This is a genomic window from Bremerella sp. P1, assembly GCF_028748185.1.
Classification (GTDB): domain Bacteria; phylum Planctomycetota; class Planctomycetia; order Pirellulales; family Pirellulaceae; genus Bremerella.
In genome coordinates, this window is sequence record NZ_CP118164.1 from 6,317,935 (window position 1) to 6,330,781 (window position 12,847).

Below are 12,847 nucleotides of genomic sequence, written 5' to 3' on the forward strand. Positions count from 1 at the left end.
TCCATGTGGTGAACCTCAGTGGCTTCTGTGATCCTCTGGTGCTGCTCCATGCAGTCCAAGCAGATTGGCTCATCTGCAATGTGTGCGTTGCGTAGATTCTGCCATCGACGAGAAGAGTAGAGTTGTTTGGCTACTGGATGACGTTGGTACTTGGGCTTCTGCTCACACGTCGTTCCATCGTGTACTTGGTGGCAGTGGGGGCATACCCTCTTTGATTTGGAAGGCATTCAGAAGCCTTCTCTCTGCCAGTCCACATCATCGGCTTCATCAAATAGTTCCTGCTGCATTTGCTGCATCTGCATCTGCTGCTGAATCCGATTGAGAAGAGCAACATATTGCGGATCAAACCGAAACCGGATGTCAACCTTACGTTCGGCAAGCACTGGTTTGCCGTATGGTTTTTTAAGGATGCGTGTATTGCTCATCAGTCAAAAGCCTTCCTGCTGCCAGTCCACATCTTCAGCTTCATTGTCTTGTGGTTCTTGTTGATCCATCCATTGTTGCCAGAACTCAATGTCCATCCTTACTGCTTGGATGAGTGGATCTTCAATGTAGTGTTCAATGATTTCATTCATGGTGTTGTCCCTACAAGCGACAAGCCCAAGCAGAGAAGGGGCTTTCTTCTTCCGGCTTGGGCTTGTGGGTAACAAAGATTGTCTACGAGGAATAGACATCCTTATATAGTCGCCTGAAAACAAAAATCCCCGCCAATTCCAAGAGTTGTATTTTCGCTGGGACGATGGAGCAACTTCTGACATTGGCGGGGAAGTAAATCATTCCACGAACATATCAGAGTGATGTTCGTTGAATATCCCAAACTTCTTTAGGTGGACTTGGATTTTCGCATGAACTGAATAGGTTTGAGAACAAGTACGAACTGGCCGATTTCGGAAGCCAGCTTCTTTACTTTGGCTTCCGACAACTTGAAGCAGACGATAGCCAAGGGGGTAGCCTTAAAACCATTCTTCCCGGCTGGGATGAGGAAATCACCGTGCGGAACGATGACGTGATATTCATCACCAATGAGTAGGCCAAGCTGAGTGAGCTTGATGAAGGCGATATAGGGAACCTTGCAATCATGGACAAACTGATTCAATCTGACTGGCACATCACTCTTGGCTTTCAGTGCGTTCATCACGAACCGTTGCTTTTTGTCCGTCAAGAAGCTCTTGGGATCAATCGTGACTGCTGTTTTGCCAAGGGTGGCCAAGCAAGCTTCAGTGAGTGCTTCAATCTTGGTGATCTCTGACATTGCGTCTCCTCTTGAGGGTTGATGAAATTGACGCTCCACAATACCGGTCCAAAATCCACCCTAGAAGGAGCTTCCCACAAGATTCATCATTCCTTCACCTGAAGCCAACTAAGAACTGCCTTTGTCCAATGGCGTCCATCGTATGGGCCAAGCCTCTTGAGTTGTCCCTTGTCATAGATGAGGAAACTGAAGCTGATGATGTCTTTGGTGGTGTCAATTGCTCGATCTTCTGATACTACAATCTTTGCAAGAGCGTAGGCTTGCTTGCCTTTGCCATTGCGGGTGAAGTTCTCACCTAAGATACGTTGGCCGTTAGTCAACTCGTTGAGGTTGTCTGTCTTGCTGGATAGTTCAACCAGAAGCAAGCGTCCTGCGTTGTCTAAGATCATGTCTCCATCACTTGGCGTGATCTTCCTTGGAAGATGTTCTGTCCAACCACTGTGATCCAACAGCTTGGCCTTGATGTAAGCATCAAGGTGCTTTATTTCTCCACGTCCCATGAAGGTATGTATTCATGAGGAGGAATCTTTTGGTTCTAAAGTCAACAGAGTATTACAACTTGACTAAGAGTTGTAACAGTGATGAGTCGTTCTTAAATATCTTTGTAAAATTGAAGTCGAGATGCTAATATACTCGTGCCTCTTGGAGACATCTGAGAAGGAAGTCAAGTGTTGAACGGCTTGGCGGGTTTCTGGAACTGTATCACGCTTCAGTTCTTGTGCTGGCAACAAAAGCCCCAATTTGGCACTGCTGAAACCTTTGGCAAAGTGTGAACTTCTTGTTCCGCCTCACCGGGGAAGTTCCGGTAGGTATGGGCGAACGATAGCCGAGAACATACTTGAGTTGAGTCTATCGTTACAACTTTGGTGACAAGGTTGTCTGTCTACGGGCAGTTAAGGGAAAGAGGACGTGGAGTTGCCCTGAGTACACCGGAGTATCTTAGTTGTCTTGTACAACTGAGTCAGGTGTAAGCAACGCTATACTAAGGAACAAAGCTCTTGAGCTTTGAGGTTGTCTTGTCTTCTTTGGAGATAAGGCAGGGAAACCCCAGCAGGATCAACCACCTTTTGGTTGGGCAGGGAATACCAGAGTCCAGTAGTTGTGGCACTGTGCATAGCAAAAGCGAAGCAACCAGAGCGAACAATCGAAACACTCCCTTACCTTCTTCCGTGGCAGCGAGCGATCTCAGACGAGGGTGGTACGTACTTATAGAAAGTTTTAGATATAGGGCGTGGCAGTATGGAAACCACCAGACAACAGAAGACAACCTACCCAATCCTCAGCAACTATAGAGTGAAGTGGTTTGTTGGCAGGACACTTAATAGAGGAACCGTCAAGGAAGGATACAAGGAAAATGGTATCCTGATGCTCAAAATCATTACAGACGATGGGAAGACAATCACGCTGCCTTCTAGCAGGCTTGCCGACTAAAGAAGTGTAATGCTAGAATCTCGCCGTTTGAAGGTTATTGAACGCCAAAAGGATTTACCGATGAATCACTTTTTCAAAGTATTTGCGGCAACCGCACAAGACGTAATCTCAGCATATCAGGGCACGGACGAGAAATGTCAATTAAATGTTCCGCCCGATGATGAAGCCAGCGGTTCATGTCCCGTACCTGACGGCATGTCGCCTGAGGAGATGGAAAATTGGGTGGCCAATAGGTTTTCTCAACTCGCAGTTAAGAATATCGGCAATGCGATTATCGTTCGCTTGAACGTCCCAACTCTCACCGCCACTTACTGGCTCATTCCACAATGAAAAACCCCTCTAATTCAATCGAATTGAGGGGTTTAGGCTCAACGAGGCGTTTTTTGGCCTATTCAGCTTTTGAAACTTCCTTTTTGGCTTTCTCAAGCTGAAGACTCAGCAACTCGTCTTGCCTCATTTGCACACGGAAGAACCACGACACGAACCCTAAGAACGTAAGGACAATCCCAGCGATTATGCCATTCTCTGCATAATCCCCTGTCGTCTTCAATCTGTCGTGTTTCAGCCACAATTGTTCAACTGTAGACGAATGCTCCAAGAGGCGTTTCCGTAGTTCAATGACAACATTGTCACGATCTCCAAAATCGTCGTATTGAGAACTGGCTGCTTCAGCCATGAAATCCATCTTCCTTAACGTCTCTCTGTGCTTACGCCGATTCTCTTCCTCGTAAAAGAGGGAGAACTCTGAACCGGGGCGGAAGTCTCGAATTGTGACAGAAGGGCCAGATAGATGAGATGTAAACCTGTCAATCGGATCAGATGGCTCAGCCTTAGACTTTTTGTTTCCATCCTCTTCTTCAGCAAGAGGGGCAGGAGGAGCCACCCCACGAGCACCGGGTAAATCTTTGGCGAAATAGTAAATCATTACGCATTCCTTAGAACCCTTTTCGGGAGGTAGACATGTGGCGTCCGTAATTTCACCAAAGTCATCATGGATTACGATGAACTGACTCCGAGCCTCACCCTCGTCGTTGAGCAAGTTTGCTGTCATCGTCCAGTGCGACCAAATACAAAACCCAATTCCGACAAGTCCACTTAGAGCCATGAACTTATAGAGATTGTCGGTTGGCAAGTTTGGTATCATCTCGAAGTCCTTTTACGATGTTGCCGTTTAGGGTGTATTCGTCGATTCTCCCGTAATATTGTGTTCTGTAAACAGAATTTGTGATGCCGTCAATATGTCGTTCAACGTTCCGTCTTCTGGTTGAATTGTTCACCAAGCCAGATGACAGCTTGATCAAAGTCATCACGATCAGGGTTCACCTTGTACCTTTGATCGATCAGAACTCGTGGTGCTTGGCCAAGAAAGTGCTGAGCCATCGAACCATGTTCCTTGGACTTTGCCATCAAGTCAGAAGATGTCTTCCGTAAACTCATCATCTGCTTTCGTTGTGCCTTGGGAAGTTCAAGCTTCACCCGTTGAAGATAATCCCAAGCAAGAGCAATGTTGTTGGTGTAGCCTACGTTGGAACCTTTGCCGTTGAACTCACGCTTGACGAGTGGATTCCCTTCAGCGTTGAGGATTGCAAAAGTTGAATTGGGTGAACCGTACTTCTTGAGAAGTTCAAAAGTCTCGTCCCACAACAAGTGATCCACCACCGGCACTGATCCACGTTTCTTTGTCTTCTTCCGTTTGCGTTTGATGCGTCCTTGCTTCCAATCAATCTCACTGCTCTTCACGTCTGCAATATCTGCTGGATAGTACCCACAGTTGAGCATGAGCAAAATGAAGAACTTGGTTCTCTCGGTGGCGTTGTCCAGCAGTCGCTTGACTTCTGGCTTGGTGAAGACAACCACTTCTGGTTGTGTGACGGCAATGCTGAGACTCTTCCAAGCTCGTGGCAGTTTGTCTATGACTTCATCTTCATAGAGTTGATTGGTGAATGTCTTGGCGACGTTCAAGAGGTTGGCAGCGTAACGTGTGCTGATCGGCTCTTCTACGTGCTTGGATTCTCCAATGACTCGATCTTCAAGCTCACCCTTCCAACGAGTCAGAAGCGTCTTCTCAAGCTCTTGGACGGGCTTTGAGCCAGCCCACTTCAGAAAGTGCTCAAGACGCTCATAGATCGTCTTAAAGGTGCTTGGCTCGATTTCACCGATCTTGGTGGCACGTCTCTTGGTGGCTATAAAGTCTCGTCCGTGCTTCTCAATGGTGTCCTTCTCCTTGGTTGCGGTGTTGCTCCACTGCTGGTGTGCCTTCACCTTGGCAATTCCCCTTTGCCAGTGGGAAGCGTCATCCACATCAGTAAGTGGATCAAGCTGGATTTCAGAAGGGGAAGACTTCAAGAGGTTCACCATCAGTGGTGGTGGAGTCTTCAACTTGGCCTGCTTGCGTAGCTGCTGAAGTTCCTTAGACACCCGCTTCTTCAACGGCTCGTCCACTTGGCCTGAGAGTTCCATGAACTCAATCAACTGTTCACGCTTCAGGATGGCCAAGTCATATCTGGCGTGTTCTCGGTTCACTCCTTGATTGGCCAACCACTCAGCAGCAACCTCTTGCTGCTTGCGGTAGTTCTCTCGATCAGTCTTGCCACCACCACCGTTGAAGAACTTGTGCTTGCGGTTGTGGATCAGATACCAGCGTCCACCAGCCTTGCGGTTCTTGTCCGGTTGCCACGTCAGCTTGGGAAGATGCTTTCCCATGAGAAACCCCTTGTGGATACACCAAAATGTTGGAACACACTCAATTGTGTATCCAATTACATCCATTTGGCACTACAAAACAAGGGGTTTTTGTATTCTTAAACGGTTCTTCAAACCGCCGCTATGCCGTCTCAGCTACCAGTCCAGATTGGTTGATTACGTCACGAAAAAAGCCCGAAGTCGCGTTGACTCCGGGCTGAAGGTCTTTTCGATCTTCAAGCTCGAAATCAACACGAACTGTGTTCTCGCGATAGGGATAGAAATCGCGATTCGCGGCGCAGAGGTTCGCCCAGTGAACCTAAAAACAGACTAAAATTGCGGCGCGACATGGGAATCAATTCCTTCTAAAGCCTACAAGGCACTTCCAACAGGTGAATCGTATGTTCAAAGGTTTAGACGAAGGCAACGCGATTAGGTTCGCTGATTGAGCATCTTTTTCTGTAAATCAATCCGCTTAATGATTCACGATAATGCACGTTATTTGTGGAGAATACCATCTCATGCGACTCCATTCGCCATTAAGGAATTTCCACCGGCAGGTTAAGCACGCCGACAACGGTGGCACGATGACTTGCGAATTGCTCTCCGCAAAGATCCTCAAAACCTAAACGTAACAACTCATTAGTTTTGGGGCATCCGTATGGCAAAATAGAACTACCTGCCACATCACGCTCTTCCGCCCCAATCTAGATAACGGAGTCATGAATCATGAATCTTCGCGATGTGTTTCATCCCAGAAGACTGAGTTGGCTGTTCACATTGGTAGTCATGTTGTTACCACTTTCCGCGAACGCCGCGGAGGATGATCCCCATAGCATTGATGGTCCCTGGAAGTACACGCTCATTCCGCCGGTCGACGGATGGAAGCAAGCAAACTACGACGATGGCAAGTGGAAGGAAGGGTACGGTGGGTTCGGAACTCGCGGAACACCCAGCGCACGCGTTGGGACTGTCTGGGATACCGAACACATCTGGTTGCGACGCACCTACGACCTGGAGACGGTCCCCAAGAAGCCAGCTCTCTTGATTCATCATGACGAAGATACCGAGGTCTTTATCAACGGCGTCCAGGTCGGCAGTTTCGCCAGATGGTCCACCGAGTACAGCGTTTATCCGTTAACCGACGAAGGACGGCGGGCCTTGAAGGTGGGTCACAACATTCTGGCAGCGCACACGCGACAAGATACCGGCGGGCAATACATCGATATTCACCTGATCGACGAAGACAACGTCCCCAAGCTTCCTCCGGCGCGACTTCCCGAAACTCCGTATCAATCTGATTTGATTACCACGTGGGGGTCCGAAGTGACGCCTGAGAATGCCTGGCAAGAGTATCCCCGTCCACAAATGACGCGCAACCAGTGGAAGAACCTGAATGGTCACTGGAACTTCGCGATCACCTCTGAAAATGAAGCCAACATTCCCGAAGCATGGGCAGGTCAGATTCTAGTTCCCTACGCCATCGAATCGAAGCTTTCCGGCGTTCAACGCAACCTTCGCCCAACGGAGGCACTCTGGTACCACCGCAGCGTCGAACTGGCCCCCAAGGAAGACGAACGGACGCTCTTGAACTTCGAGGCGGTCGATTATGCCTGCCGCGTTTATGTCAACGGCGTGGAAGTCGGCAGCCATGTGGGTGGCAGCACGCCATTTAGTATCGACGTTACCAAGGCAGCGAAATCAGGACAGAACGATCTCGTTGTCCGCGTCGAAGACAAGACCGGCGGCGCCCAGTTGCGCGGCAAGCAAACGCTTCACCCGGAAGGGATCTGGTACACCCAGGTATCCGGCATCTGGCAAACGGTGTGGATCGAACAGGTTCCCAGCACTTACATCGCGGACGTGAAGATCCTCACCGATCCCCAAACCGGCAAGATTCAAATCGCTCCAACTCTCACCGGCAGCGGCGACGCGAAGGTAACCCTGAAGGCCACCATCTACGACAACGGTGAAGCAGTCGCGGATGTCACTTCCGCCAAGAACGATCTCGTTGCTGAGATTCCTAACGCCAAGTTGTGGTCGCCGAGTCGTCCTCACCTCTATGACATCAGCGTGGCCGTGCTGGATGAAAACGGCGCGGTCATCGATACGGTCGATACCTACGCGGGAATTCGTTCGGTTGGAACGGTTCGCGACGACGCTGGCAACTTGCGTTTTACATTGAACGGAGAGCCTATCTTTCACTGGGGTCCGCTTGATCAAGGTTGGTGGCCGGACGGGCTGCTGACTCCTCCATCCGACGAGGCGATGCTGTTCGACATCGAATACCTACAGGCTGCCGGATTCAACATGATCCGCAAGCACATCAAGGTCGAACCGCGTCGTTACTATTATCACTGCGATCGACTCGGGATGATGGTCTGGCAAGACCAGGTCAGCGGCGGTAAGAGCCCTCCATGGACGCGGATGCGTCCCGATCCGGTCGACGCCCAATGGACCGATGAGGATCATGCCCAGTACCTGCAAGAGTTCGACGAGATGGTCGACACCCTGGAAAACCATCCAAGCATCGTCGTCTGGGTACCTTACAACGAGGCCTGGGGGCAACACCGAACCGTTTCGACCGGCGAGTGGATCATGAAGCGTGATCCGACACGTCTGATCAACATTGCCAGCGGTGGCAACTACTGGCCCGTTGGTCACATTGCCGACCAGCACAGCTACCCCCATCCTTCGTTCCCCCTGCAGCAAGAGCGTCTGAACAAGATGGTCAAGGTCGTGGGCGAATTCGGCGGTCACGGCTGGCCGGTCGAGGGTCACCTGTGGAAGAAGACCCAGGCCAACTGGGGATATGGCGGTCTGCCGCGATCGGTCAAAGAGTACCAGGCCCGCTATCAGGAATCGATCGACAAGCTTCTTCAGTTGAAGTCCCAGGGTATCGCCGGTGCGGTTTATACCCAAACGACCGATGTCGAAAGCGAAATCAACGGACTGATGACCTACGACCGAAAAGTCATCAAGATTCCAGCCGCGGACCTCAAGCCAATTCACGCTCCGCTCACCAAGTAGCGTGAATCAAGTAAGCGTTCCATCAATAGCTCCGGTGTCGCGTCTGGCGATACCGGAGCTTTTTCTTATCCGTCCGACTCTTGCTTCGGCACGGTTCGCGACTTCCGTTCGAGTCGTTCGCTAACCCACAGGGCCGCTGCCGCGATGAGGATCGACACGACGATCACTCCCGTTGCATTATGTACACCGCCAGGCGTTTCCATCTGATCGTAGACATAAAGTGGCATGGTCTGCGTCTTGCCTGGTATGTTGCCTGAGATCATGATCGTAGCCCCAAACTCTCCAAAACCGCGTGCAAACGCCAAGATACACCCGGCAATGATGCCTGAGCGCGCCAGCGGAACGGTCACCGTCCAGAAAGCATCCCAACGCGTCGCACCAAGCGTTTCGGCAGCCATCTCCAAGGTTGGATCGACCGACGAGATCCCCAGGCGGATTGAGCGGACCATCAAAGGAAACGCGACCACCGCCGCGGCCACGGCGGCTCCCTTCCAGTCGAAGACAATCGAGATTCCGAACCAGCTTTCCAGCGGCGCACCCAGCACGCCATTGCGTCCGAATGCGACCAGCAATAGATACCCCGTGACCACTGGCGGAAGGACAAGCGGCAGATTAATAACCGTCTCGAGGACCGTCTTACCCCAGAACGACTTACGGGCCAGTAGCCAGCCGCAGGCCAAACCAGGCGGCAATCCCAGCAGCACTCCAATGAGCGACACCCGGAGGCTTAGTAGCACGGCAGCGATTTGGTCGGAGTCCACCGTTACTCCTTTCCCTTGGCGGTCGACAACGCTTGAAAGCCGTAACTTTCGGCAATCTTCCGTGCTGCGTCGCTCAGATAAAACTGATACACCTGCTTCGGAGCATAGGCAGCCGAACGCAGTTTTACCAAGGGGTAAACAACGGGCGAATGGGAATCGGGCTCTAGCTCAGCGATCACGCGGACTTGATCTGTCAGACGAGCATCGGTGGCGTAGACAATCGCGGCATCGACTTCACCTCGTTCGGCATAGGCGAGCGTACTGCGGACGTCGTGCCCCCGAATAATCTTGCCCGATGCGTTGAGTGGCTCCCAAAGTTCGTAGTACGACAATGCCTGCTTGGCATAGATACCTGCAGGTACGTTTTCGCCGGCGATCGCCACGCGTTTGACCTGGTCGGATGTGAGGTCTTCGAGGCTGTTGATTTTCAGCTCCGATTTCGCGGGAACGATCACGACAATCCGATTGGCCAGCCAATCGACCGACTCGCTTGCCATGTCAGCCGCTTCGATCGCTTCCGCCCACTTGCGATTGGCCGATACGTAAAGATCTGCCGGAGCCCCCGAAAGGATTTGCTGAGCCAGGGCATGCGAAGGGCCGGTGCTGATCTCGATCTTGACGGCACCATCCAGTGAATCTTCGGCCGCCGCAGAGATTTCCTCCAGCAAGTCCTTCGTGCTGGCCGCGCCGAGAATCACTACCGTGGGTACATCCGATGGTTGTGGATTCGAACAGCCTAACACCACTGCGGACAGGGCACAGACCCAAATCCCCCAGCGCAAAGCGTGCGTAGACTGAAGCTTGATCATGTTCGGACTCTTGTTAAAGGAATCCGAACATTTTAGGCAGATAGAGTACCGATCTAAAAGGTGCCGGGCTAATTCGGTCGCACGTGCAACAAGACTGGCTGCGTCGCGTGACCTCCATCGGTGCCGGTTTGCAGGTGAAACAGGCGCGAAGTAGGCTGCGCGACTTCATCGGCCGTGATGAAGAACTCTCGCTCGTCGTGCCCCGACATGATCATCAGGCCGTTCAGTCCCAGGTTGGCCACGTTGACCGCGAAGGGAAGGTTCCGGCCTGACCCTTCCTTGCCAAAGCTGATGTTGCCTTTCTCGCCGTCTCGCTTGGCGACCACTTTCAGCATGATCGTTTCGCCAGCGTGCACCTCGAATTCCAGCAAACCGTCTTCACTCTGCCGGATCGGCTTGGCACCACTTTCGGCGGCCTCGATACGCACGCCCAGCTTCGTCTTATCGCGGACTTCAATCGACTTGAAGCCAGCCACATCGTGCGTCACTTCCTTGTCGCCGATCTTCGCCGAAGCCGTGACTTTGATCTGCTTCAACTGCTCTTCGTTAAGCGTCTTCGCCGTCTCATCTGCGTACAAGACGCCCATCGCTTCAATCTGACCTTCTTCGATCGTGATCGGCGAGGTCACGGTAAAGCCATCAGGCAAGCCTTCCACTCGGACGTCGATCGGTCCGTCGAAGTTGTCCATCCGGGCACAGCGAAAGCGGACTTCGCGGTAGCTCTTCGCGCCAATCTTGACGTCGCGGAAAGCATTGTCCACACGAAAATCTTCCTGGCGAGGACGAGCGGAAAGTTCGTACGAGAACTTCTCGCCTTCAAAACCGCGCACGTCACGCACCTTCACCAGGTAGTCGCCATCGGCCGGGACAGTGAAGAAGAGCCGCGAGTCGTCTCCCATCGTACGGCGCGATTCGTCGTCGTTCTCGTAGTAAAGGGTAAAGACAGGGAGCCCGTTAGGAACGATCTCTTGCCCGGTGGGGACTGGTTCGACCACGTAGCACGGTTCGCCCAGGGCGTGGGCGAGCGGGGTCGTATCAAAGTAACCCCAGCGGCTTCCTTCGCCGGGGTAGACTTTAAAACCGCTATCAGGGCCACGAGGGTGAAGCCAAAGTCGAGCGACCTCGCCGCTGGAATAGAGATACTGATTCAGCTTCATCTCTTCCCAGTTGAAGATTCGGAAGTCGTCCGAGATCGAATCATTCTTACCGCGGAACGTGAAGTAGGAATCGCGAATTGCCTGAAGCTTGAGACGCTCGACGGGCGTTCCATCGGCATGGAAGACGGAGATGTGCGAGTCGAGCGGGCTCTTCGAGCGCGCCGCGTTCGTTTCCAACACCCACGTCTGGCCTGCTAATGCCGAGAACCGATAATAGTCGACGTCCGGGCCCTCGGCCTCGTTGTGGATCGTTCCCTTAATCTTGGCCGGAAAAACAACCTTCTGGGCCGACTCCGGCGTATCGTTTCCTTCTTTCTCTTCAGTCGCGTTCATGTCGGTCGCGGTGATCGGCATGGGCTCGATCGATGCGACCTGCTGCGCCGGTTTCGCGTTCAGCTCCTCCGCAGTCCAGGTAATCCGCTGCACCTCGCCATTCATTTGCCCCAGGAAGAGTGACTTCGACGGACCTGCGTATGCGACGGCCATGGCCACCTCGGGGCGATCACTCCAGAGCTTTAGCTCCGAGTAATTCGACGTGTCCCACAGCTTCACGGCAAGATCATTGCCGATAGTGAATAGCTTCTTGCCATCGTCTGCAAACGCCAGCCGCTGGACAGGGCCTTCGTGCGCAAAGCGGGCCTGAATCATTGGATTGATTTTGGGACCATTCTTGGAAACGAACTTCCAGACCCGCAGGTTATTGTCTGCACCGCCAGCGACGATGGTCTTCCCGTCCGGCGAGAACGCACAGCAGTAAACTTCCTTGAGCGGTTGCGGCAAGGTATCCAGTCGCATCGCATCGCTGACGCGCCACACTTTACAGGTATCGTCCGCGCTGCCAGATACGAGGAACTTACTGTCGGGGCTGAAGCCAACATCGTAGACCGCACCGTTGTGCCCGGTCATTTCGCGTAGCTGCTTGCCGCTTTCGATATCCCAAATGACAATCTTCCGATCGTAGCCGCACGTCGCCAGCGTTTTTCCGTCCGGCGAAATCTCGGCGTCGAAGAGGATGTCGGAGTGCCCCTCAAACGCCTGAACTTCTTCCCCTTTGTCTGTCGTGAAGATTGCCGCGTAGCCAGCAAGTCCGGTGACGCCTGACGCAACGGCAATTCGGCTGGCTTCGCGATTGAATTGCAGCGACGTTACCTTCCCAGGCAGTCCGGCGATTTCCAAGACCGGCTTGCCCTGGTCATAGGAACCCTCCTTGTCGAGTTCAAACAGTTGTACCTGGCCGTAGCGGCCAATCGCGATCCGCTGGCCATCCGGCGAAACGGCTAGCGCGGAAACCGGTCGAACGCTAACGCTCGATGGAATGGGATCGACGGGCAGTTTCCACGAACCGCTTTGTGGTGAATCGCCATGCGGGGCACCTGCCTTGATCCACTCGACGATTTTGTTGATTTCGTCCTTCGAGGGTTGCGGTTCGTCTTCCGGAGGCATCTTTGGGTCGGCCGAGTCGAGCATCACCGCTACCAGTTGGCTGGCCTTCACGTCGCCAGGCTTCAGCAGGGGGCCTTCCGACGTCGCTCCCTGAAGCGACTTCAGAGATTGAAGGGAAATGTCCGCTTCCGGCTCGGTGTCGTTGTGGCAGCCCACGCAATACTTGCGGAGGATTGGCTCGACATCGTTCTGGTAGCTCGGCGCTTCGGCTGCGGCCAACTGCCCAAGGCAGCAAACGATGGCCAAAGCAGGAAAAAGTAGGCTTGCGTATTTCATGGCGAA

At 52.7% G+C, this 12,847-nt stretch carries 11 protein-coding genes; 2 read left to right on the forward strand and 9 right to left on the reverse strand.

The features are described 5' to 3' along the window. Positions 1–227: 227 nt before the first annotated feature. The 4 genes from PSR63_RS25635 to PSR63_RS25650 form a co-directional block, all read right to left on the reverse strand. Positions 228–425, reverse strand: a complete 198-nt coding sequence (locus PSR63_RS25635; RefSeq protein ID WP_274328822.1) for a hypothetical protein — start codon at positions 423–425, stop codon at positions 228–230. Positions 426–428: 3 nt separating this feature from the next. After that, positions 429–575, reverse strand: coding sequence for a hypothetical protein (locus PSR63_RS25640; RefSeq protein ID WP_274328824.1), 147 nt, complete (start codon positions 573–575; stop codon positions 429–431). A 248-nt stretch (positions 576–823) separates the two neighbouring features. Then, on the reverse strand, positions 824–1,291 hold the full coding sequence (locus PSR63_RS25645) for a hypothetical protein (RefSeq protein ID WP_274328826.1): 468 nt from the start codon (positions 1,289–1,291) through the stop codon (positions 824–826). Positions 1,292–1,338: 47 nt separating this feature from the next. Then, positions 1,339–1,752 carry a hypothetical protein gene (locus PSR63_RS25650; protein WP_274328827.1) on the reverse strand — a complete coding sequence of 138 codons (414 nt, stop codon included), beginning with the start codon at positions 1,750–1,752 and terminating at the stop codon, positions 1,339–1,341. Positions 1,753–2,692: 940 nt separating this feature from the next. Here PSR63_RS25650 and PSR63_RS25655 point away from each other — a divergent pair. Next, complete coding sequence (locus PSR63_RS25655) at positions 2,693–3,013, forward strand: hypothetical protein (RefSeq protein ID WP_274328828.1); 321 nt, start codon at positions 2,693–2,695, stop codon at positions 3,011–3,013. A gap of 58 nt (positions 3,014–3,071) precedes the next feature. On the opposite strand, the gene PSR63_RS25660 is transcribed toward PSR63_RS25655, so the two are convergent. Together PSR63_RS25660 and PSR63_RS25665 are read right to left on the reverse strand one after the other, a co-directional pair. Further along, positions 3,072–3,827 carry a hypothetical protein gene (locus PSR63_RS25660; protein ID WP_274328829.1) on the reverse strand — a complete coding sequence of 252 codons (756 nt, stop codon included), beginning with the start codon at positions 3,825–3,827 and terminating at the stop codon, positions 3,072–3,074. Between the two features lie 101 nt (positions 3,828–3,928). After that, complete coding sequence (locus PSR63_RS25665) at positions 3,929–5,386, reverse strand: tyrosine-type recombinase/integrase (protein ID WP_274328831.1); 1,458 nt, start codon at positions 5,384–5,386, stop codon at positions 3,929–3,931. Between the two features lie 708 nt (positions 5,387–6,094). Here PSR63_RS25665 and PSR63_RS25670 point away from each other — a divergent pair. Continuing rightward, a complete protein-coding gene (locus tag PSR63_RS25670; protein ID WP_274328832.1) occupies positions 6,095–8,395 on the forward strand; it encodes a glycoside hydrolase family 2 protein in 2,301 nt (766 codons plus the stop codon). A gap of 65 nt (positions 8,396–8,460) precedes the next feature. Here PSR63_RS25670 and modB read toward each other — a convergent pair whose 3' ends face one another. The 3 genes from modB to PSR63_RS25685 all read right to left on the reverse strand — a co-directional run bounded on the left by modB (position 8,461) and on the right by PSR63_RS25685 (position 12,841). Continuing rightward, a complete protein-coding gene (modB, locus tag PSR63_RS25675) occupies positions 8,461–9,156 on the reverse strand; it encodes a molybdate ABC transporter permease subunit (RefSeq protein ID WP_274328833.1) in 696 nt (231 codons plus the stop codon). 2 nt (positions 9,157–9,158) lie between these two features. Further along, positions 9,159–9,965, reverse strand: coding sequence for a molybdate ABC transporter substrate-binding protein (gene modA / locus PSR63_RS25680; RefSeq protein WP_274328834.1), 807 nt, complete (start codon positions 9,963–9,965; stop codon positions 9,159–9,161). 68 nt (positions 9,966–10,033) lie between these two features. Next, positions 10,034–12,841, reverse strand: a complete 2,808-nt coding sequence (locus PSR63_RS25685) for a c-type cytochrome domain-containing protein (RefSeq protein ID WP_274328835.1) — start codon at positions 12,839–12,841, stop codon at positions 10,034–10,036. Positions 12,842–12,847: the final 6 nt, after the last annotated feature.